The sequence below is a fragment of the Dactylosporangium sp. CA-152071 genome, from assembly GCF_050936335.1.
Classification (GTDB): Bacteria; Actinomycetota; Actinomycetes; order Mycobacteriales; family Micromonosporaceae; genus Dactylosporangium; species Dactylosporangium maewongense.
Genome location: NZ_JBNJMZ010000001.1, coordinates 5,954,839 through 5,977,251 on the forward strand (window position 1 = coordinate 5,954,839; position 22,413 = coordinate 5,977,251).

Consider the following 22,413-nt stretch of genomic DNA (forward strand, 5'->3'; position numbering starts at 1 on the left):
GCCGCGAGGTTTTGTCATACCCGCGAGGTCTACTGATGCGTGGGGGTATGACGTTGGAGGGGCGAGTGTCGATCACCGAAGACAGGCGAAGCGATCCATGGGACGACGCGACCCCGGCCGAGTCGCGCCGGCGGCCACCCAAGGACCAGGACCAGGAATCTGAGCGGCCCTCCGGCGGCGCCGAGACCTTCGAGCGCACCCCGCCGCAGGACGTCGCCGCCGAGCAGAGCGTTCTCGGCGGCATGCTGCTGTCCAAGGACGCCATCGCCGACGTCGTCGAGATCCTCAAGTCCCACGACTTCTACCGGCCCAACCACACCGTCGTCTTCGACGCGATCCTCGACCTGTATGGCCGCGGCGAGCCCGCCGACGCCGTCACCGTCGCCGCGGCCCTGACCGACGCGGGCGAGATCGCCAAGGTCGGCGGCGCCGCATACCTCCACACCCTCATGGCGGCCGTGCCCACCGCCGCCAACGCCTCCTACTACGCCCGCATCGTCGCCGAGCGCGCCGTCCTGCGCCGCGTCATCGAGGCCGGCACCCGCATCGTCCAGCTCGGCTACGGCTCCGCCGGCCCCGGCGGCCGCGACGTCGACGACGTCGTCGACCTGGCCCAGCAGGCCATCTACGACGTCACCGAGAAGCGCGTCAGCGAGGACTTCGCCGTCCTCGCCGAGGTGCTCCAGCCCACCCTCGACGAGATCGAAGCCGTCGGCGCCCAGGGCGGCGTCATGACCGGCGTCCCCACCGGCTTCCAAGACCTCGACCGCCTGCTCAACGGCCTGCACCCCGGCCAGCTCATCATCGTCGCCGGCCGCCCCGGCCTCGGGAAGGCGCTGGCGCTCGACACTCCACTGCCGACGCCCGACGGCTGGACGACGATGGGGGATGTCAAGGCCGGCGACCAGCTGCTGGGTGCCGACGGCCGGCCGACCACGATCGTCAACGCCTTCGAGGTCCTGCACGGCCGTCCGTGCTTCGAGGTGGAGTTCTCCGACGGCAGCGTGATCGTCGCCGATGCGGAGCACCTCTGGAAGACCACCACGAGAGCGGCGCGTCGCCAGCATGCTGAAGCTGCGCAGACGCCGCAATGGCCGGAAGCCGCTCGGGCCGAGGTGGGCGCGGTCTTCGCCAGTGCGATGGCCGGCCCCGATTCGTTGCTGACCTTCGGCGAGGCGGTTGACCTGGTCGGACCTCGGTCCCGGCATGTGCTGCATGTCGTGGGCAGCGAGGTCGGCACGTCGGCCGACGTCGTGCGCGAATATCAGCGTGCCGGCAAGCCGTGGCGTCGTTCCATTCAGGCATATTCCAAGCACGCGCTGCTGACGACGCTGCACCGGCGGGTCAACAGGACCATGAACGCCGAGACGAAGGTCAGGCACGACGGGGTCGTGACCACGCAGGACATCGCCGACACTCTCCGGTGTTCGATGGACGGTCGCCTCAACCACGCCGTTGAGACCTGCATGCCGTTGCGGCTTCCTGACAGGGACCTGCTGGTGCCGCCCTACACGCTCGGCGCGTGGCTCGGCGACGGCCATTCCGCCGCCGGTCGAATCACCACCGATGATCCGGAGATCGTCGGCAACATCGCAGCCGATGGGTTCGAGATCAGGCCGAGCTCGGCACATCCGATGCTGTATGGCATCGGCCGGGCGGGCGATCACGGTCCCGCGCTGGTCCACAGCCTCCGGCTGCTCGGTGTCCTCAACAACAAGCACGTTCCGTCCGAGTATCTGCGCGGGTCGGAGCAGCAGCGACGCGCGCTCCTCGCTGGTCTGCTGGACACCGACGGCACCGTGACGGCCACGGGCAATGCACAGTTCACGTCGACCTCGGCCCGGCTCGCCGGCGATGTCCAGGAGCTGGTGGTCAGCCTCGGCTACCGGTGCACCGTGACGACGAGATCGGTTCGGGGCCGGACGCCGGCAAGTTCGATCGCCTACACCCTGAACTTCACCGCGGCCGACGACCTGTTCCGGTTGGGTCGGAAGCGCGCGACGCATCAGGCACGACGGCGGACCACCAGCACGTCGAGGACTGGTTCCAGGTACATCGTCGACGTCCGGCCGGTGGCGAGCGTCCCGGTCCGCTGTGTGCAGGTCGACAACGACGACCACATGTATCTGGCCGGGCGCGCGATGATCCCGACCCACAACTCCACCGCCGCGATGGACTTCAGCCGGGCGGCGTCGGTGAAGCACAACTTGGCCAGCGCGATCTTCAGCCTGGAAATGTCCAAGGTCGAGATCGTCATGCGACTGCTCTCGGCCGAGGCGCGGGTGCCGCTGCACGTGCTGCGGTCCGGGCAGCTGTCCGACGACGACTGGACCAAGCTGGCGCGGCGGATGGGCGAGATCAGTGAGGCGCCGCTGTTCGTCGACGACACGCCGAACATGAACCTGATGGAGATCCGGGCCAAGGCGCGCCGGCTCAAGCAGCGGCACGACCTGAAGCTGATCATCGTCGACTATCTGCAGCTGATGACGAGCCCGAAGCGGACCGAGAGCCGGCAGCAGGAGGTCGCGGACCTGTCGCGTGGCCTGAAGCTGCTGGCCAAGGAGGTCGAGTGCCCGGTGGTCGCGGTCAGTCAGCTGAACCGTGGACCCGAGCAGCGCACCGACAAGCGTCCGCAGCTGTCCGACCTGCGTGAGTCAGGCTCGATCGAGCAGGACGCCGACGTCGTCATCCTTCTGCACCGCGACGACTACTACGACAAGGAGTCGCCGCGGGCGGGCGAGGCCGACTTCATCGTGGCGAAGCACCGAAACGGCCCGACCGACACGATCACGGTGGCGGCACAACTGCACCTGTCCCGCTTCGTCGACATGGCGATCTGACCGAGGAGGCCCGCGGCGACGTCTCCTCGTCCCGATGCCGCGTGACGGGGAGACGTGTCACGCCAGCTCGCGGCGTGAGTGCGGAAGGCACCTCCTCGGCTGCCATCTGGGGAGTCGCCGTGGCCGGCCTCATCTGGCTGGCGATGCGCGCGTTGACGGTGGCAACGGGAGCGCCCGACCGCGGTTGAGGGCTGCGGTCGACCTCGCGGTCGGCCTGGTGCAGCGGTGCGTGTGCGGGGTCGGCGGAGGGACGTCCGGCGCGTTGAGCTGGCGTTTGACGGATCGCCGCGGCCGGAGCTGTCTGGAGTGCGTCGGCGGGCGTGTTGTCCGGAGTGTCCGGCTGCGGTCGAGGGCGGCGGTCGAGGGCGGCGGTCGGCCTCGCGGTCGGCGTTGTCTGGCGTGCGTGTGCGGGTGGCTGGCGGAAGGCGCGCTGAGCTGGCGTTCGAAGGATCGTCGTGGCCGGTCCTGTCGGTGCCGTGTTGAGGGTGCCGGTGGGAGGGGTGTCTGGCGAGCTGGTGTCCGAAAGATCGTCGTGGCCGGTTCTGTCGGGGCCGTGTTGAAGGTGTCGGCGTCTGGCGCGCTGAGCTGGTGTCCGATGGGCTGTCGTTGCCGGTGCTGTCCGGGGGCGCGTTGACGGTGTCGGGGCGGAAGGTCTGGGGCGATGAGCGCGAAGGGGTTGTCGGGGCTGGTGCGGTGGGAGGGGTGTCAGGTGCGGTTGAGGATGCGGGCGACCTCGGTGTCGGGGACCTGGCGGAAGTCGTCGTAGTAGCGGCTGACGGAGCCGAAGAAGTCGGAGGTCACGGGGCAGACGACCTCGTCGGCGAGGGTGCGCAGGCGGTGGACGGCCTGGGTGGCGCCGACGGGGACGGCGAGCACGACGCGGGCGGCGGACAGCGCACGGGCCACGGCGACCGCCGCGCCTGCCGTGGCGCCGGTGGCCAGGCCGTCGTCGATGACGAGGGCGACGCGGCCGGTGAGGTCGAGCGGGGGGCGGCCGAGGCGGAAGACGCGATCGCGGCGGCGGAGCTCGGCGGTTTCGTGGCGGATGACGGGGGCCATCTCCTCTGGGGCGAGGCGGATCTCCCGGTTGAGGACCTTCACGTCGCAGGGGCCGATGGCGCCGAAGGCGACCTCCGGTGACCAGGGCACGCCGAGCTTGCGCACGACCAGCGCGTCGAGCGGGACGCGGAGCCGCGTGGCGACCTCGGCGGCGACGGGTATCCCGCCGCGGACCAGGCCGAGGGCGATGACGTCTGGCCGGTCTGCGTAGCTGGTGAGCAGGTCGGCGAGGGCGGCGCCGGCCTCGCTCCGGTCCCTGAAGGCCATGCTTCCTGTGTACGCCAGGAGTGAGGAGGCCGGCCAGCGTCCCGGCCAGGTCGCCAGCGAGCGGCTGCATGGTCGTACAAGAGCGGCGAAAGGAAACTGGTCAGGGGCTGCCGAGCGAGGACGGCGCCGAGGCCGGGGCGGGTGTGGGGGTCGACCAGCGGCCGCCAGGTGCCGAGGCGTGCAGCGACCACCACAGGGCGGCGAAGGCGGCCGGGTAGAGCAGGTAGCCGAAGCGGGTCGACGGGATCAGCATGATGGCCGCGGTCAGGCCGACGGCGATGACCAGGGCGGCGGCGGCAGTGGTCCGGGGCGGGCGGCGCAGGAGCCAGACGCCGATGGCGAGCCCGGCGGCGACCAGCAGCGACAGCGCGATCGTGCGGCCGGCGGGCACGGACGAGGCGATGAGCTGGCCGGGTAGCGGCGACTGGGCGGGGCTGGTGACCAGGCCGTGGCCGGAGGGGAAGCGCAGGACGTTTTCGACGAAGGCGGAGGGTGCGACCGCCAACGCCGGCAGCATCACCAGCAGCGGCAGGCCGAACGCGAAGGCCGCGAAGGACAGGGTGCGGCGGCGGAGCGGGAGGGCGAGCGCTACCAGTACCAACGCCGCAGGGAGAGCGAAGAGTTTGAGCGCGCCGGCGAGGCCGATCGCGATGCCGGCGGCGAGCCAGCGGTGTTTGGCGGTGAAGGCCAGGGCGAGCAGGCAGAGGCTGAGCACGGGAAGGTCGTCGCCGCCGGTGGTGAGGGTGAGGGCGCAGATCGGCAGGACGGCGACGGACTGGGCGACGAGGACGATGCCGGGCGGGGCGACCAGGTCGGCGAGCAGCCGCAGGGTCCAGAGCATCACGGCGACGGTGGCGACGAGGAACCAGATCCGGGCGTCGGTCCACCAGTGGGCGCCGAAGAGCGCGCGGGGGATGCCGAAGATCGACATGCCGGGTTGGTACGGGGAGTAGCCCAGCAGCCGTTCCGACTCGGGGAGCGCGGCGATGGCGGGGCGGTCGAGGTAGGGCGTGCCGGTGTCGAGGAGGCGCCGGCCCATCTGCTCGACGACGAGGACCTCTTCCTGCGCGCGGTCGGTGCGGCCGCCGGCGCGCTGGACGGCCTGCGTGACGAGGGGGACGACCGTGACGGCGACGAAGACCAGGGCCGTGAGCAGCAGGCGGCGGAGCACGACGAATGTGATGACGAAGGCGGCCGCGTAGCCCCACCAGGCGATCGCCCCCCACGCGCGGTGCGGCAGCAGGGTCGAAGTCAGGGCGGTGAGCAGGGCGAAGGCGGCCGACAGTCCGTAGAGGACCGCGTCAGTCGTCGAGAAGCGTGGCGAGGTGGCTATGGGGTCCATTCTTGCCCGGGCTCGGCGGCGGCGGAGCGGCGGGACCGGCGGTTGCGCGGGAGGCGGATCACGGTGTCGGTGTCGTGCAGGGGCGGCGCGAGGCAGCCGGGCTGGCCGTCGTGGCCGCGGCGCAGGGCGGCGAGGAGCCGGTCGGCGGGCATCGCGCGGGCGAAGAGGTGGCCCTGGCCGGCGGGGCAGCCGAGCTCCCAGAGCTGCTGGCGCTGGTCCTCGCGTTCGATGCCTTCGGCGACGACGACCAGGCCGAGGCTGCGGCCGAGGTCGATGGTGGAGCGGACGACGGCGCCGGGGGCGGAGGCGTTCATGGCGGCGACGAAGCTTCGGTCGATCTTGAGCTCGTCGACGGCGACGCGGGCGAGGGTGGCCAGCGAGGAGAAGCCGGTGCCGAAGTCGTCGAGGGCGAGGCGGATGCCCTGGTCGCGCAGGGCGGCGAGGACGTCGTCGACGACCTCGAGCTTGCTGAGCGTCACGGACTCGGTGAGCTCGATGATGAGCGACGAGGACTGGACGCCGCGCGCGGCGAGGCGGCGGGCGACGGCGTCGGGGAACGACGGGTCGAGCAGGCTGCGGGGCGACACGTTGACGGCGACCGGGATGGGGTGGCCGGCGTCGGCCCACTGCGAGACGGCGATCAGGGCCTGGTCGAGGACGGCGTCGGCGAACGCGGACAGCTGCCCGGAGCGTTCGATGGCGGGCAGGAAGCGGTCGGGCGCGAGGTCGCCGCGGTCTGGGTGGTGCCAGCGGGTGAGCGCCTCGGCGGCGATGACCCGGCCGGTGGCGAGGTCGACGATCGGCTGGAAGTTGACGACGAACTGGCCTTCGGCGACGGCTCGGGCGAGGTCGCCGCCGAGGGTGAGGGTGCCGATGTCGGCGGTGTCGCGGGCGTGCGCGTAGACGACGACCCGTTGGCCGTCCTGTTTCGCCTGGTACAGGGCGACGTCGGCGCGCCGGAGCAGCTCGCCGATGGTGCCGCCGCTGGCGGTCGTGACGCCGCAGCTGGCCTCGACGCTGATGCGCATGTCGTCGAGGTGGATGGGCGGGGCGAGGGCGTCGAGGATCGCGTGGGCGCGCATCTCGGCGAGGGCGGGCGCGCTGAGGTTGGCGAGGATGACGGCGAACTCGTCGCCGCCGAACCGTGCGACGAGGTCGCCTTCGCGGACGGCGGCGGAGAGGCGCTCGCCGACGGTGGTCAGGACGCGGTCGCCCGCGGAGTGCCCGAGGGTGTCGTTGACCTCTTTGAAGTGGTTGAGGTCGATGAGCAGGACGCCGACGATGCCCTGGGCGAGGACCTCGTCGCCGTACTGCTGCAGCTTGCGCCGGTTGGCGAGCCGGGTGAGGGGGTCCTGGGCGGCGGCGCGGGCGTGGCTGTCGGCGAGGCGCTGCGTCTCGGCGAAGGTGGAGGCGTTGCGGATCGCGGTGCACAGCGCGGCGGCGAACGTGTGCAGCGTGTACCCCTCGCGCTCGGTGAGCTTGACCGGTGCGCGGAAGCGCAGGCGCAGCTCGCCGAGGTCGGCGTCGCCGCGGTAGCTCTCCAGGCTGATCGGGATGACGAAGCCGCCCGCCGGCGGTGCGTCCTCGGGGGTGCCGTCGTAGAGGATGTCGCGGCCGTTGCTGCGCACGAGGCGGGTCTCGCCGGTCGGCGGGCGGATCTGGACCTCGACCTCGTCGGTGGAGAAGAGGGCGGCGGCCTTGCGGACGGCGGCGTGCAGGACGGCGGTCTGGTCGACGGAGTTGAACTCGTCGGTCGCCTCGGCGAGCCGCTGCCAGGCCTCGTTGCCCTGGCGGGCGCGGATCCGGTTGCCGGAGGCGAGGTGGATGCACCACAGCAGCAGCGGCAGGACGAACAGGAGCCACTGGTTGACGTGGTACAGCACGACGGTGGTGACGGCGATGCCGAGCGTGCCGACGCGCAGGACGGCGAGGATGTTCCAGTCCGCGACCAGTCGCTGCCGGTAGGGCGTGCCGGTGAGCATGGCGAACAGGCCCTGCGAGACGAGCTCGTCGACGACGGTGTACGCGAGGAAGGCGACCACGGTCGCGGAGAGCGCCGAGGTGAGCGGGTCGGCGCGGTCGACGTGCACCAGGAGCGGCTCGAAGCCGGTCGCCGCGCAGGCGAAGGCCGCCGCGGCACCGGCGAGGACCTCCTTGCCGATGTTGAAACCGATCTTCACCGGGACGTGCGTGCGATTCAGCGACTGATCGACGATTTTGCCGATGGCCACCGAAAGGATCACGAACGGCGGCGGCAGGAACACGGCGGTGGCGATGATGACCGCCGATACGGGTGTGGAGCCGGTGTTGGCCGAACGGATGCGGATGCTGATCCGCAGGTAGCGGCAGCCGAGCACGAGCACGGTCGGCAGCGGGAGGAAGAGCGCGAGGCTGCCGTAGTCCGTGATCAGCCAAAGCGCGGCAATGACGGCGATGCCCGCACCGACGACGACGGGACCAACGAGACGCCAGAGGCGCCGGTTGGTCGCGTCGTCGGTACCGATTGGTCGTTGCATCGCGGTCTGTTCATCGTGACGGATGGTCGGGCGTCCCTGTCAAGCCCGGTTTCGATTTCAGAGCCACTCGTGGATACGCATTGCTGCCCCCTTCGAGGTTCGTTCATCGCGGCGAACGGTCCCCGTGTAACAAGGGATTGATGTTCATCAACCCCTGGCTTGATGAACGAAGCCTAGGGTGCAGGGCGCGAGTTGCCCATCCCAATATGTCCGTCGACTCATAGTTTGCGAAGAAGGGCACGGCTTGTCATATTTTGGTAACGTGAAAGTTACTCTCCGTGTAGCGGAATCGACGCACCCACCCCCTTAGCGTGCATGATCAAATCGAACTCCACTGCACGGCCGTTAGGGTGATGTCGTGGCAAACGAACTGACCCACGTCGACCGGTCCGGTGCGGCTCGGATGGTGGATGTCGCCGGCAAGGAAATCACCGCCCGACGTGCGGTTGCCGCTGGTTCCGTCCGCACCACGGTGGACGTAATAGCGTTGCTGCACGACGGTGCGTTACCCAAGGGTGACGCATTGGCGGTTGCTCGGATCGCCGGAATCATGGGTGCCAAACGCACGCCCGATCTCATCCCCTTATGTCATCCGATCGCGCTTCACGGGGTGACCGTGGACTTGACGCTGCGTGACGATACGGTTGATATTGCGGTGACGACCCGGACCGCAGACCGCACGGGCGTCGAGATGGAGGCCCTCACCGCGGTCGCCGCCGCAGGTCTCGCCCTCATTGACATGATCAAGGCGGTCGACCCGGCGGCCTCGCTGGAAGGCGTACGGGTGCTGCGTAAGGAAGGCGGCAAGACCGGACTGTGGGAGCGCAGCGCATGAAGGCCGTCGTGATCGTGGCGTCCAACCGGGCCTCCGCCGGCGTGTACGCCGACACCAGCGGACCCGTCCTCGTCGCCGGCCTCCGCGAGCTGGGCTGCGACGTCGGCGACCCGGTCGTCGTCCCCGACGGGCCACCCGTGGAGGAGGCGCTGCGCGCCGCGGTCGCCGGCGGCGCGGACGTGATCGTGACCAGCGGCGGCACCGGCGTCACGCCCACCGACGCCACCCCGGAGATGACCCGCCGCGTGCTCGACTACGAGGTGCCCGGCATCGCGGAGGCCATCCGGGCCGCGGGCGCGGCCAAGGTGCCGACCGCGATCCTGTCCCGCGGGCTCAGCGGGGTCGCCGGGCGCACCCTCATCGTCAACCTGCCCGGCTCCAAGGGCGGCGCCAAGGACGGTCTCGCCGTGCTCGGGCCGGTCCTGGCGCACGCCGTCGACCAGCTCCGCGGCGGCGATCACTGACGGTCTAGGCTCGACGCGTGACGTTACCGATCGCGTGGGTCGACGCCCGCGAGGCGGTGTTCGAGGCCGGCTCGGCGGCCGCTTCGGTCGCCGTGTCCGTCCCCCTCGCCGAGTCCGACGGCCTCACGCTGGCCGATCCGCTGACCACGCTCACCGCGCTGCCGGCGTTTCCCACCTCGAGCGTCGACGGCTGGGCCGTCCGCGGCGCCGCGCCCTGGCGGATCACCGGCCGGGTCCTCGCCGGCGACGTCGCGCGGCCACTGACGGCCGACGGCACCTGCGTGGAGATCGCGACCGGTGGCATGGTGCCCGAAGGCACCGACTACGTCGTGCGTGTCGAGGACTCCAAGGTCGACGGCGACCGGGTCCTGTCCGGCGAGCCGCGCAAGATCCCCGACTGGCGGATGATCGGCGAGGAGGCCGCCCTCGGCGAGGAGCTGCTGCCGGCCGGCACCCCGATCACCCCCGGCGTCATCGGTCTCGCGGCCGCCTGCGGCTACGACACGCTGCGCTGCCGGCCCAAGCCGCGCAGCGCGCTGCTGGTCTTCGGCGACGAGCTGCTGACCGCCGGCGTGCCTGGCGCCGGCCGGGTCCGCGACGCGCTCGGCCCCTCGCTGCCCTCGTGGCTGCGCCGCGCCGGCACGGAGGTCGTCCACCACCGCGCCCCGGTCGCCGACACCCTTGAAGACCACGTCGCCGCGCTCAGGACCGCCGTCGACGCCGGCGCGCAGGTCATCTGCACCACCGGCGGCACCATGCACGGGCCCGTCGACCACCTGCACCCGGCGCTCGCCGAGCTCGGTGCCACCTATGTCGTCAACACGGTGGCCGTCCGGCCCGGATTCCCGATGCTGGTGGCGCAGCTGCCCGGCGGGCAGTTCGTCGCGGGGCTCCCCGGCAATCCACAGTCCACCTTCGTTGCGTTGGTGTCGTTGGTACAGCCGTTGCTCGCCGGACTGGCCGGCCGACCCCGGCCCACGCACGCGACCGTCAGCCTGGGCGCCGACATCCCCGGACGGGGTGACTTCACCCATCTCGCCCTGGTGCGCCGAGACCCGGTGGACGGACTGGCCTATCCGGTCGCACACGCTGGGTCTTCCATGCTTCGCGGGCTGGCCAACTCGATCGGATTCGCCGTCATCCCGCCCGGAGGGCGCGGTCTCGCGGGGACGCCGGCACAGCTCGTACCACTGCCGATACTGGATGGGGAGCGGGTGTGACCGACCGAATCACGGTGCTCGTGACCGCCGAGCCGATCGACGTGACGTCGCACGAGCAGGCGGTCGCCGACCGCGCGGCCGGAGCGGTCGTGTCCTTCGCGGGCGTGGTGCGCGACCACGACGGCGGGCGTGGGGTCGTCGAGCTGGAGTATGAGGGGCACCCCAGCGCCGGTGACGTGCTCGCGGAGATCGCGGCCGAGATCGCGGCCGAGCCCGCGGTGCACGCGCTCGCCGTGTCGCACCGGGTGGGGCGGCTGGAGATCGGCGACGTGGCGCTGGCCGCGGCCATCTCCACGTCGCACCGGGCGGACGCGTTCGTGCTCTGCGCACGGCTCGTCGACGAGGTGAAGGCGCGGCTGCCGGTGTGGAAGCGGCAGGTCTTCACCGACGGCGAGGAGGAGTGGGTCAACTGCCCTTAGGGCCTTTGACCGGCTTACGGGAGCTTCCTGGCCAGGCGGGCAATTCGGGCGTCGCGCTGGGTCGCGTTGACCACGTGCCTCGCCTCGCGTTGCGCCGTGTGGATCGCGTGCCTGGCCTCGCGCCGGGCCGTCTTGGCGGTGTACCCGGCCTCGCGCCGGGCACGCTCGGCGGTGTTGCGCGCCCGCCAGGCGATGCTGGGGCGGCCCTCGTTGTCCAGTGCGGCGAAGATCAGGCCGCCCACCAGGCCGAGGTTCTTCAGGAAGTTGATCCGCTGCTGGTTGCGCTGCACCGGGTCCTCGACCTCCCAGAACGCGTGACCCGCCAGCGTCGTCGGCACCAGCGACCCCGCCAGCACCAGCGCCGCCGGGGTCGTCGCACGGCCGGTGGCCAGCAGGATCCCGCCGGCGACCTGGGCGGCGCCGTTCACCCGTACCAACGTCTCGGCGTCGGTCGGCAGGCTCGGGTGCACCGCCTTCAACGCCGGCTCCAACCGGTCCGTGACCGGCCTGGCCTTGTCGGCGAGCTTCGCCGGGGCACGCAGCGCGGCCCAGCCCTGAATTACGAAGATCGCGGCGAGCATCGAGCGGGCCGCGGTGCGCACGGGTCTCATGCCCGGGTTCATACCCAGCCAAGGAATGTCGTACCCCATCACTACGCTTCGCAGCATGACCGAAACTTCGACGGAGACGACGGTCTGGACCACCGACCAGGTGATGGCGCTCGCCCCTGACGCGTCCGCCCAGCGGGCGGCCCGGGGCATGGCCGGCGACCGCGCCTGGCTGGAGTCGGGGCTCAGCGCCACCGACGAGCTGCCACCGACGATCTGGGGCCTCTGCCAGGGCAGCGGCAGCACGCCCTACCAGACGGCCGTCGATCTGACCGAGCCCGCGTTCAAGTGCACGTGCCCGAGCCGCAAGTTTCCCTGCAAGCACTCCCTCGCCCTGCTGCTGCGCTGGTCCGCGGGCAGCGTCACCGACGCCACCGCGCCCGGCTGGGTGCAGGAGTGGCAGTCCTCGCGCGCTTCCCGGCGCGTCTCGGCGGCGGCGCCTCCGGCCGACGGTGCAGGCCCGGCCGGCAGCGGCTCCACGGGCGGTGGCAGGGCTCTGCCCGGTGAGAAGGCGCAGGCCCGCCGGGCCGACCGGATCTCCGCGGGCCTCGACGAGCTCGACCGCTGGCTGGCCGACCAGGCCCGCGCGGGGCTCGCCGGCGTCGCCAAGAGCGGCTATGCGCACTGGGACACGATGGCCGCCCGGCTCGTCGACGCCCAGGCCGCGGGGGCCGCCGGCATCCTGCGCCGCACCTCGGCCGTCACCGGCTCCCCCGAGCGGCTCCTCGGCGAGCTCGCCCGCCTCCACCTGCTCGTCGGTGGCTACCGGCGGCTCGCCGATCTGCCCGACGACCTCGCCGCCAGCGTCCGCATGCGCGTCGGCCTGCCCATCGCGACCGAGACCGTGCTCGCCGGCCCCGCGCTGCGCGACCGCTGGCAGATCCACGGCGTCCGCGACGAGATCGAGGACCAGCTCACCGTCCGCCGGGCCTGGCTGCGCGGCGCCTCGACCCTGCGCCCCCTGCTCGTGCTGTCCTTCGCCGTCGCCGGCCAGTCCCTCCCGGTCGACCTGCTCCCCGGCACCGAGCTCGACGCAGACGTCTGCCTCTACCCGGGCGGCCAGCCCGCCCGCGCCCTGATCGCCAAGCGCCACGCCCCGCCCGCCCGCATGCACACCGTCGCCGGCGCCACCGGCATCGAGCCCAACCTGCGCGCCCACGCCGCCGCCCTCGCCGAGGACCCCTGGCTCGACTACTGGCCGATGACCCTCGACGCCGTCTGCCCCACCCGCGACGCCGGCACCTGGCACCTCGTCGACCCGTCAGGCTCCGCGCTCCCCCTCGACCCGGCCGCCGGCGACCCGTGGCGCCTCCTCGCCATCACCGCCGGCCGCCCAACCACCGTCACCGGCGAATGGTCCGCCGGCGGCCTGCGCCCCCTCGGCGCCTGGTCCGAAGGCCGGCTGGTCCGCCTATGACGTGCCGAGCCTCCACCCGCTCCGCCGCGCCCGCGACGGGCCGGGCTTCCGCCTCCACCCGGTCCGCCGCGACCAGGCGTGCGCTGCCGGCGTGCGGAGCCGTCACCTCCGTCCGGCCCGCCACGGTCGGGCATGCGCCGGTGACGGGCCGAGCTTCCGCCGCGACCAGGCATGCGTTGCCGGCGTGCGGAGCCGTCATCTCCATCCGGCCTGCCGCGGCTGGGCATGTGTCTGTGACTGGCCGAGCTTTCGCCTCCACCAGGACCGCTGCGACCAGGCATGCGTCTGTGACGGGCGGAGCGTTCGCCTCCACTCGGGCCGCTGCGACCAGGCGAGCGTTGCTGGCGTGGCGAGCCGTCACCTCCATCTGGCCCGCGGCGGCCGGGCATGCGTCTGTGACGGGCGGAGCGTTCTCCTCCACTCGGGCAGCTGCGACCAGGCGAGCGTTGCCGGCGTGTCGAGCCGTTACCACCACCCGGCCCGCGGCGGCCGGGCATGCGGTGCTCGCCACCAGGGCTGTAGCCGGCCTCGCTGTGGTTCGGGCACTGTTGCCGGTGGCTGTCGCGGCCACGTGTTCGTCGCGGTGGTCGGCAGGTGGTGGCGCGGTTCGGGCACTGTCGTCGGTGGGTGGTGCTGCCGTGTCGCCGGCGGGGGTGCGGGTGGCGGGCGGGGGCGCGTTCGGGGGATGGCCGGTGGGGCTCGATCTTGGTGAGGGGGAGGTGTCGTGAGCGAGCTTCCGGAGTGGGGGGACGTCCTTGCGACGGCGCTCGTCGGCACGCAGCGGCGGCACCTTGCGGCGGGTGACGGGGACCCGGCCGAGGTGCTGCTCGATGCGGCGGCGGCGTTGACGATGTATCGGCGGGCCGGGATCGCGGCGCGGGCCGGGGTGCCGGTGCCGGCGCCCGCGCCCGACGACTCGGGGATTCCGCTGGTGCCCTGGCCTGCCTCGGCGCGGGCGGCGGACCTGCTCGCGGTCGACGCGGCGGGGTATGGGTCGAGCAACGCGACTCCAGTGCGTGATGCGGATGGGCGACTGGAGCTCCTCGCCGAATGGCTCAGCGCCGTCGGGGCCAGGAGGGTGCCCGGTGAGCTGTTGCCGGCACTGCTGGAGGTCGGGCGGCGGCACCGGGTCCTGCGGGGGCTGATCGCTTCGGTGGGCGGACCTCGGGCGGCGTGGCTGGCGGCGCAGCGGCCTGACTGGGGCTACCTGGTCACCACCGCGGTCGACGGGCCCGTCGACGACGGCAGCGCGTGGGAGCTCGGGTCGATCGGGCGCCGGGTGGGGTATCTGACCACGCTGCGGCGGCGGGACCCCGACGCGGCGCGCGACCTGCTGCGCACGGCCTGGCCCGCCGAGACGCCCGACGACCGGGCCGCGCTGCTCGGTGCGATGGCGACCGGCCTGTCCGGTGACGACGAGCCGATCCTGGAGACCGCGCTCGACGACCGGCGCAAGGAGGTCCGTGCGGCCGCGGTGGAGCTGCTCGCGTTGCTGCCGGACAGCGCGTATGCGCGGCGGATGGCCGAGCGGTCGACGGCATGCGTGCGGATCAGCGGCGGGCGGATCATGGTCACGCCGCCGGCCGCGTGCGACAAGGCGATGCGGCGCGACGGGATCACGCCCCGGCCGCCGGTCGGGGTCGGTGAGCGGGCCTGGTGGCTGGAGGAGCTGCTCACGCGGACTCCCCTGCGGGTCTGGGGCGAGCCTGAGGAGTTCCTGCGGCTGCCGGTGACCGACGAGTGGGCCGCCGTGCTGCGCCGCGGGCTGGCGCGGGCTGCGGCGGGGCAGCGCGACGCACGATGGGCGACGGCGCTCACCGGGCAGCTGACCGAGGAGGTCGCGGCCGGTGGGCGGCCTGATGACCGGTTGCTGCTGGAGGCGTTGTACGACGCCCTGCCGTCCGACGCACTCTCCGCGATCGCGGTCGAGGTGCTCCGTCGCGGGCTGGCCGGCGCGGCCGCCGTCGGCGTCGAGCACGTCCTGGAGCTGTGCCCGCGACCGTGGCCGTCGGCGCTGCTCGAGGCGGTGTTCGCCGCGCTCGACGACCTCGGCGGGCGGCGGTCGGCGGGGTGGCGGCTCGCCGGCCTGTGCGAGCTGGCCGCGCTGCGACTTCCCGCCGACGCCGCCGACCGGGCCGCGAAGCTCGCGTCCGGCCTGGCGTCCGATGACCCGATGTCCTCCATCGTCGGCCGATTCGCCGACACCCTCCGGTTCCGACAAGACATGCTCGAGGAGCTCGCGTGACCGTGACCGTGAACGAGGCCGACACCGCGACCGAGGCTGAGAACGTGCAGGCAGTCCAGCGGCGGCACGCCGAGGACGAGTTCGCGGCGGAGCTGGCCGCGCTGGCCGCCGGTGACGACCGCCCGCGGCCACCGGGGTGGCGGCTGTCCCCCGCGGCCGTCGTGACGTATCTGCTCGGCGGAGCCGCCGCCGACGGGACCGTGATCATCCCGAAGTACGTCGGGTCGCGGCGGTTGATGGAGGTCGCCGTCGCGACGCTCGCCACCGACCGGGCGCTGCTGCTGCTCGGTGTGCCGGGGACCGCCAAGACCTGGGTGTCGGAGCACCTGGCCGCGGCGATCAGCGGCGACTCGACGCTGCTGGTCCAGGGCACGGCCGGCACGCCCGAGGAGGCCATCCGCTACGGGTGGAACTACGCCCGCCTGCTGGCGGAAGGGCCCAGCCGGGCCGCGCTCGTGCCCAGCCCGGTGCTGCGCGCCATGGCCGACGGCAAGATCGCGCGGATCGAGGAGCTGACCCGCGTGCCGTCCGACGTGCAGGACAGCCTGATCACCGTCCTGTCGGAGAAGACCCTGCCGGTGCCCGAGCTCGGCGAGGAGGTGCAGGCCCGCAAGGGGTTCAACGTCATCGCCACGGCCAACGACCGCGACCGCGGGGTCAACGAGCTGTCCTCGGCGCTGCGCCGCCGGTTCAACACCGTCGTGCTGCCGGTGCCGGCCGGGGTCGAGGAGGAGGTCGACATCGTGTCGCGCCGGGTCGCGGCGCTGGGCAAGGCCCTGGAGCTGCCCGAGCTGCCGCCGGCGGTCGACGAGATCCGGCGGGTCGTGACCGTCTTCCGCGAGCTGCGCAACGGCGCCACCGAGGACGGCCGCACCAAGCTGAAGTCGCCCAGCGGCACCCTCTCGACGGCCGAGGCGATCTCCGTGGTCACCAACGGACTGGCCCTCGCCGCGCACTTCGGCGACGGGGTGCTGCGCGCCGGCGACGTCGCCGCCGGCATCCTCGGCGCGGTCGTCAAGGATCCGGTCTCCGACCAGGTCGTCTGGCAGGAGTACCTGGAGACCGTGATCCGGGAGCGCGAGGGTTGGCGCGACTTCTACCGGGCGGCCCGTCGCGGTGAGTGATCCGCTGCTGCTCGGCGTGCGTCACCACGGGCCAGGGTCGGCCCGGGCGGTGCGGCGCGCCCTCTCGGCCTTCCGCCCCGACGTGATCCTCATCGAAGGCCCTCCGGAGGCCGACCCGCTGGTCCCGTTCGCGGGCGACGAGGACATGCGCGCCCCGGTGGCGTTGCTCGCGTATCCGGCGGACAACCCCGACCCGAAGCTGCGGGCGTCGTTCTGGCCGTTCGCCGAGTTCTCCCCCGAGTGGCAGGCGATCCGCTGGGCCGTCGCGTGCGGCATCCCCGTCCGGTTCATCGACCTGCCCGCGGCGATCCGCCTCGCGTCGGGCACGCCGTCCGCGCCGACCCCCGCCGACGACGCGGTGCGGGTCGACCCGATCGGCGCCCTGGCCGAGGCCGCCGGCTACGACGACCCCGAGCGCTGGTGGGAAGACGTCGTCGAGCACCGCCGCGAACCGGGCACCCCACCCCCTCTGCCCGCGACCGACCCCGCCGCCGCTCAAGCCGTGGCCGGTGGCGCTGCTGTCGGTGGTCACGGTCAAGCGGCGGCGGGTGACGAAGGGGGAGCGACGGAGCGAAGCGGCGACGGCGACGTTGCAGGTGCCGAGCTGCGTGCCGGCGAGGCGGGGGCGCTGTTCGCGATGGCGCCGGAGGGAGCGCCGGGCGACGACATCGATGCCGAGCAGCTGGCCGCGGCCGTCGCGCCGTTCGAGGCGATCGCCGAGGCCATGACCGTCGTCAGAGCCCACGCGCCCGCACCGCCCGAGGCGGAACGGGTCGATGAGGAGCGGCGCGAGGCGTACATGCGGCAATCGCTGCGAGCGGCGGTGAAGGAGTTCGAAAGGGTTGCCGTGGTGTGCGGGGCGTGGCACGTGCCCGCGCTGACCGCGCCGCTGCCCAGCGCGTCCTCCGACGCCGCGGTGCTCAAGGGGCTGCCGAAGGTCAAGGTCTCGATGACCTGGGTGCCGTGGACGCACAACCGGTTGGCGTCGTGGCAGGGGTACGGGGCCGGGGTGCGCTCGCCGGGCTGGTACCACCACCTGTTCACGGCGGTGGACGAGCACGTCGTGGCCCGATGGTTGGTCAAGGCGGCGGGTGTACTGCGGAAGGACGGCGTCCCGGTCTCCAGCGCCCACGTCATCGAGGCGACGAGACTCGCCGAGGCGCTCGCGACGATGCGGGGACGACCGCTCGCCGGGCTCGCCGAGGTCACCGACGCCGCGCACGCGGTGCTGTGCGACGGCGACGACCTGCGGCTCAGCCTGATCAACCGGCGGCTGGTCGTCGGCGACCGGCTCGGGCGGGTGCCGGAGCAGACGCCGGGCGTGCCGATCGCGAAGGACGTGGCCAGCAGCCAGCGCAGGCTGCGGCTCCAGCCGGCGGTCAGCAGCCGCGAGATCGACCTCGACCTGCGCCGCGACCTCGACCTGCAGCGCAGCCAGCTGCTGCACCGGCTGCGGCTGCTCGGCGTGGAGTGGGGTCAGGTGCTGGCCAACCGCAAGGGCCGGGGCACGTTCTGGGAGTCGTGGCAGATCGCGTGGCAGCCGGAGTTCGCGGTCGACCTCGTCGAGGCCGGCGTCTACGGCACCACGGTCCGCGAGGCGGCCACGGCCCGCGTCGCCGAGCAGGCCGCCGAGGCCGAGACGCTCGCGGACGTGACCGCGCTGGTCGAGCGGTGCCTGCTGTCCGACCTGTCCGACGCCTTACCCGGCGTGCTCGACGCGCTGGACGAGCGGATGGCGCTCGACGCCGACGTCGCGCACCTGATGGACGCGCTGCCCGCGTTGGCCCGGACACTGCGGTACGGCGATGTCCGCGGCACCGACCTCTCCGCCCTGCGGTCCGTGACCCTCGGCATGATCACCCGCGTCTGCGTCGGCCTGCCCGCGGCGGTCGGCGGGCTCGACGACGCGGCGGCCACCGTGATGCGCGACCGGATCGACGGCGTGCAGGGCGCGCTCGCGCTGATCGACGACGCCGACGCGAGCGGACGCTGGCAGGCGCTGCTCGGCGGCCTGTCCACCCGCGACGACCTGCACGGGCTGCTCACCGGGCGGATGAGCCGGCTGCTGCTGGACGCGGGAGTGGTCGACGCCGACGAGATCGGCGCCAGGATGGCGTTGGTCCTGACCGTGGGTGTACCCGTGGCCAAGGCCGCCGCCTGGATCGAGGGCTTCCTCGCCGGCGACGGCCTGCTGCTGGTCCACGACGAGCGGCTGCTCGCGCTGGTCGACGCCTGGCTGACGGGCATCCCCGCCGACGCGTTCGTCGAGGTGCTGCCGCTGCTGCGCCGCACGTTCAGCGGCTACCCGGCCCCGCAGCGCCGCATGATCGGCGAGCGGGCCGCCCACATCGGCACCGGCGGCCGCCCCCGCACCGGCGACCACAACGACCAGGTCGACCCCGACCGCGGCGCCCTGCTGCTTCCGGTGGTGGCCCGCCTCCTGGGCAAGGAGCTCCGACATGCCTGACCACAGCAGCGCGACCGAGGTAAGACCCCGCCCCAGCGCGACCGGCCGCGACTGCGCAGTCAAGTGCCAGGAGCGGTCCGAACGGCGGCGGGCGAAGGGGGCGGACCATGGATGAGCAGCACGGCGACGAGCAGCACACGGACGAGCGGCTCCGGCGCTGGCGGCTCGCGCTCGGTGGAGCGGCCGGCGGTGAAGGCACCGGCTACGGGCTGACCGGCGCGGACGTGTCCATCGACGCGGCGCTCGGCGCGCTGTACGACGGCGGGGAAGGCACGGGCAGCCAGCGCGGCGCGGGGCTCGGTGCGTCGGCGCCGCGGGTCGCGCGGTGGCTGGGGGACATCCGGCAGTACTTCCCCTCGACGGTCGTGCAGGTGATGCAGGCCGACGCGATCGAGCGGCTCGACCTGACCCGGCTCCTGCTCGAGCCGGAGATGCTCGACGCCGTCGAGCCCGACGTGCATCTCGTCGGCACGCTGCTGTCGCTGAACCGGGTCATGCCCGACAAGAGCAAGCGGGCCGCGCGGAAGGTGGTCGCCAAGGTGGTCGCCGAGCTGGAGCGGCGAGTCGCGCAGCCGACCAGGACCGCGCTGGCCGGGGCGCTCAACCGGGCGGCGCGGATCAACCGACCGCGGCACCACGACATCGACTGGAACCGGACCATTCGGGCGAACCTCAAGCATTACCAGGCCGAGCACCGCACGGTCGTCCCGGAGCGGCTGGTCGGCTACGGCCGGCGGGCCCAGTCGGTACAGCGGGACATCGTGCTCTGTGTGGACCAGTCGGGATCGATGGCGGCGTCGGTCGTGTACTCGGGCGTGTTCGCGGCGGTGCTCGCGTCGATGCGGTCGCTGAAGACGTCGCTCGTGGTGTTCGACACGGCGGTGGTCGACCTGACGGAGCGGCTGCAGGATCCGGTCGACGTCCTGTTCGGCACCCAGCTCGGCGGCGGCACGGACATCAACCGGGCCATCGCGTATGGCCAGCAGCTCATCACCCGCCCGCGGGACACGATCTTCGTGCTGATCAGCGACCTGTACGAGGGCGGCGTCCGCGAGGAGATGCTCCGGCGCGTCGCGGCGATGACGGCCGCCGGGGTGCAGGTGATCGTGCTGCTGGCGCTGTCCGACGAGGGCGCGCCGGACTACGACCACGAGAACGCGGCGGCCCTGGCGGCGCTCGGAGTGCCGGCGTTCGCCTGTACGCCGGACGTCTTCCCCGACCTGATGGCCGCCGCCATCGAGCGCCGCGACCTGCGCGGCGTCATCGAGAAGTCGAAAACCTAGGGCGATCTAGTCGGCGGGCTGCGAGCGGATGTACCGGGCGAAGTGCGGCACGGTGAAGGCGACCGTGCCGCGCTCGCCGGAGTAGATGAGCCCCTTCTTGATCAGGGCGTCCCGCGCCGGAGAGAGGCTCGCCGGGCGCCGGCCGAGCGAGCGGGCGATCTCCGCGGTCGGCACGGCCTCGGAGACGTCGACGGCGGGCAGGAGAGTTGCCATCGAGCGCATGTACTCGCGCTCGGCCGGCGTGGCGCGCTCGTAGCGGGAGCCGAAGAAGCCGACGGCCAGCTCCGCCTCGGCCTCGGGCGCCGCCACCCGGACGTCCGCCGCGGTGATCGGCGAGTGCGGCGCGTGGTCCCAGGTCGCCTTGCCGTAGGCCTGCACGAAGTACGGGTAGCCGCCGGAGGCCTCGTAGAGGGCGTCCAGCGCCTTCGCCTCGTACTCCACCTCCTCACGCATCGCGGGTGCGGTGAGCGCCAGGTCGGCGGCGATCCGGTCGAGCCGGTCGATGCGCTGGTAGCGGAAGAGCCGCTCGGAGTAGGACTTCGACGCCGTGAGCAGGGCCGGCAGGTGCGGCAGCCCGGCGCCGACCACGATCAGCGGCGCGCCGGTCTGCGACAGCTCGTGGCACGCCGCGCACATGGCGGAGATGTCCTCGGCGGACAGGTCCTGCATCTCGTCGATGAAGATCGCCACGCCGGTGCCGACGTCGGTGGCGACGCTGGCCGCGTCGGTGAACAGCTCCACCAGGTCGATCTCGATGTCGCCCGAGTCGGCCCGCCCGGCGGTGGCCGGCACGTCGATCCCGGGCTGCCACCGGTCGCGCAGCTTGCCCGGCGGCTTGTTGGGGTCCTCGCGGATCGCGAACGCCTTCAGCACCCCGAGGAACTCGTCGATCCGGTCGGGCGCGCGGTGGTGCGGCGCCAGCTCACGGATCGCCATGTGCAGCGCCGCCGTCAGCGGCCGGCGCAGCGACTGGTCGGGCCGGGCCTCGATCTTGCCGGTGCCCCACAGCCGCGAGATCGCCTGCGAGCGCAGCGTGTTGAGCAGGACGGTCTTGCCGACGCCACGCAGGCCGGTCAGCATCAGCGAGCGCTCTGGGCGGCCGCGGGCGACGCGCTCGAGGACAACCTCGAAGGCCTGCAGCTCGCGGTCGCGACCGGCGAGCTCCGGCGGGCGCTGGCCCGCACCGGGGGCATACGGGTTTCGAACGGGGTCCACGATCGCACCGTATCGGCGTCTCTAGCCAAAACGCTAGAACCGCATAGAACATCCTTGTGGCGTGTCGTGCCTTGTCTAGCGAAGTCTAGGGCAGACGCAAGACAGGCTTATAACAAGGTGATCGAACACCTGTTCACCAGCTCGAACTAATGTACTACATGGTCTGAGGGGCCCCGTGCAAGGGGGGGTCCCAAAAAGTTCGACGGCGCGCCGTCGCCCGGCGCGCCGTCGAAAACGGGACGAAAGGGTCAGCTCCGGAGCTTCATGCAGAGCACGAAGGAGAACGTCTCCGGCGTCGCCTTGAAGAAGTAGTTGTGCGTGTAGCCGGTGACGCCGTTGCACTTCTCCTTGTCGGAGGTGCCCTCGATCCGCTTCAACACCTCGAACGTGCCGGCCGCGCAGGTCGTCTTCTGCATCACCGGAGCGGTCGCCGTGCCGGTGTTGGTCAGGCACTCGCCGACCTTGACCGTCTTCGCGTCGCCCGCCTGCACGCCACCGGGCGACGATGCGCCACCGCTCGGCGCCGCGCTCGTGGACGCCTTCCCCGAGCCGCTCGGCTTCGGCGCCGCCGTCGTCGGCGAGGTGGTCGCGGGGCCGGTCTTGTCGTTCTTCAGGACATACCAGATGCCGGCGGCGCCACCGCCGCACAGCAGCAGCACCAGGACGATGACGAGCGCCACCGTGCCGCCGGATCCCCGCCGCCGCGGCGGGGCGGCGGGCGGACCCCACTGGTCGCCACCGGGGCCCGGGCCGGGCGGCTGGCCATAGGCCGGCTGCTGATAGGTGCCCGTCTGCCCGTAGTTGCCCCCATAGGGGCCACCCGACTGCGGCTGCTGACCCCACTGCGGAGGCTGGCCATACGGGTCCGGACGCTGACCATACGGGTCAGGCTGCTGACCATACGGGTCAGGCTGCCCGTATTGCCCGGGCGGCGGACCGTAAGGGTCCGGCTGGCCATAGGGATCCTGCTGGCCGCCCTGCCAGGGGTCCTGGGGTTGGCCCTGGTACGGGCCCGGCGGTCCGTAACCGGACATGTGATCCTCCTGCTCCCGCGAAGCTCAAGGCAGCCTAGTTGCGTCGATGCAGCTACGG

16 protein-coding genes are annotated in these 22,413 nt (G+C 72.5%); 10 read left to right on the forward strand and 6 right to left on the reverse strand.

All coding sequences use genetic code 11. The features are described 5' to 3' along the window. Positions 1–47: 47 nt before the first annotated feature. Complete coding sequence (gene dnaB / locus ACQEVZ_RS26655; RefSeq protein ID WP_433371217.1) at positions 48–2,840, forward strand: replicative DNA helicase; 2,793 nt, start codon at positions 48–50, stop codon at positions 2,838–2,840. Between the two features lie 705 nt (positions 2,841–3,545). Here dnaB and ACQEVZ_RS26660 read toward each other — a convergent pair. The 3 genes from ACQEVZ_RS26660 to ACQEVZ_RS26670 all read right to left on the reverse strand — a co-directional run bounded on the left by ACQEVZ_RS26660 (position 3,546) and on the right by ACQEVZ_RS26670 (position 8,024). Next, entirely contained in the window at positions 3,546–4,166 is a 621-nt protein-coding gene (locus ACQEVZ_RS26660; protein WP_344508565.1) for a phosphoribosyltransferase, read from the reverse strand. Between the two features lie 100 nt (positions 4,167–4,266). Next, on the reverse strand, positions 4,267–5,508 hold the full coding sequence (locus ACQEVZ_RS26665; RefSeq protein ID WP_433371221.1) for a glycosyltransferase family 87 protein: 1,242 nt from the start codon (positions 5,506–5,508) through the stop codon (positions 4,267–4,269). Further along, positions 5,496–8,024: a putative bifunctional diguanylate cyclase/phosphodiesterase gene (locus ACQEVZ_RS26670; protein ID WP_433371224.1), complete on the reverse strand. Its 2,529-nt coding sequence runs from the start codon at positions 8,022–8,024 to the stop codon at positions 5,496–5,498. Before ACQEVZ_RS26670 ends, ACQEVZ_RS26665 begins: the two co-directional genes overlap by 13 nt. 358 nt (positions 8,025–8,382) lie before the next feature. Here ACQEVZ_RS26670 and moaC point away from each other — a divergent pair, with 358 nt between their 5' ends. Genes moaC through ACQEVZ_RS26690 form a run of 4 tightly spaced genes read left to right on the forward strand, consistent with a single transcriptional unit; the run spans position 8,383 to position 10,962 of the window. Next, positions 8,383–8,859 carry a cyclic pyranopterin monophosphate synthase MoaC gene (gene moaC, locus ACQEVZ_RS26675; protein WP_433371227.1) on the forward strand — a complete coding sequence of 159 codons (477 nt, stop codon included), beginning with the start codon at positions 8,383–8,385 and terminating at the stop codon, positions 8,857–8,859. Next, positions 8,856–9,323, forward strand: a complete 468-nt coding sequence (locus tag ACQEVZ_RS26680; RefSeq protein ID WP_354890187.1) for a MogA/MoaB family molybdenum cofactor biosynthesis protein — start codon at positions 8,856–8,858, stop codon at positions 9,321–9,323. Before moaC ends, ACQEVZ_RS26680 begins: the two co-directional genes overlap by 4 nt. Before the next feature lie 17 nt (positions 9,324–9,340). Beyond that, entirely contained in the window at positions 9,341–10,543 is a 1,203-nt protein-coding gene (locus tag ACQEVZ_RS26685) for a molybdopterin molybdotransferase MoeA (protein WP_360572413.1), read from the forward strand. Beyond that, entirely contained in the window at positions 10,540–10,962 is a 423-nt protein-coding gene (locus ACQEVZ_RS26690) for a molybdenum cofactor biosynthesis protein MoaE (protein WP_344508577.1), read from the forward strand. Before ACQEVZ_RS26685 ends, ACQEVZ_RS26690 begins: the two co-directional genes overlap by 4 nt. A 14-nt stretch (positions 10,963–10,976) precedes the next feature. Here ACQEVZ_RS26690 and ACQEVZ_RS26695 read toward each other — a convergent pair whose 3' ends face one another. Next, on the reverse strand, positions 10,977–11,573 hold the full coding sequence (locus ACQEVZ_RS26695) for a DoxX family protein (RefSeq protein WP_344508579.1): 597 nt from the start codon (positions 11,571–11,573) through the stop codon (positions 10,977–10,979). 55 nt (positions 11,574–11,628) lie between these two features. On the opposite strand from ACQEVZ_RS26695, the gene ACQEVZ_RS26700 reads away from it, so the two are divergent. From ACQEVZ_RS26700 to ACQEVZ_RS26720, 5 genes are all read left to right on the forward strand, one after another. Then, positions 11,629–12,987, forward strand: a complete 1,359-nt coding sequence (locus tag ACQEVZ_RS26700) for an SWIM zinc finger family protein (RefSeq protein ID WP_433371233.1) — start codon at positions 11,629–11,631, stop codon at positions 12,985–12,987. Positions 12,988–13,711: 724 nt separating this feature from the next. Further along, entirely contained in the window at positions 13,712–15,232 is a 1,521-nt protein-coding gene (locus ACQEVZ_RS26705) for a DUF5691 domain-containing protein (protein ID WP_433371236.1), read from the forward strand. Then, entirely contained in the window at positions 15,229–16,356 is a 1,128-nt protein-coding gene (locus tag ACQEVZ_RS26710; protein WP_360572421.1) for an ATP-binding protein, read from the forward strand. The genes ACQEVZ_RS26705 and ACQEVZ_RS26710 overlap by 4 nt, the downstream gene beginning before the upstream one ends. Then, positions 16,349–18,823, forward strand: coding sequence for a DUF5682 family protein (locus ACQEVZ_RS26715; RefSeq protein WP_433371239.1), 2,475 nt, complete (start codon positions 16,349–16,351; stop codon positions 18,821–18,823). Before ACQEVZ_RS26710 ends, ACQEVZ_RS26715 begins: the two co-directional genes overlap by 8 nt. A 107-nt stretch (positions 18,824–18,930) precedes the next feature. Next, positions 18,931–20,106, forward strand: coding sequence for a VWA domain-containing protein (locus ACQEVZ_RS26720; RefSeq protein ID WP_360572427.1), 1,176 nt, complete (start codon positions 18,931–18,933; stop codon positions 20,104–20,106). A gap of 6 nt (positions 20,107–20,112) precedes the next feature. On the opposite strand, the gene ACQEVZ_RS26725 is transcribed toward ACQEVZ_RS26720, so the two are convergent. Then, positions 20,113–21,321 carry an ATP-binding protein gene (locus ACQEVZ_RS26725; protein WP_344508590.1) on the reverse strand — a complete coding sequence of 403 codons (1,209 nt, stop codon included), beginning with the start codon at positions 21,319–21,321 and terminating at the stop codon, positions 20,113–20,115. A gap of 248 nt (positions 21,322–21,569) precedes the next feature. Beyond that, positions 21,570–22,355, reverse strand: a complete 786-nt coding sequence (locus tag ACQEVZ_RS26730) for an LppU/SCO3897 family protein (protein ID WP_433371244.1) — start codon at positions 22,353–22,355, stop codon at positions 21,570–21,572. Positions 22,356–22,413: the final 58 nt, after the last annotated feature.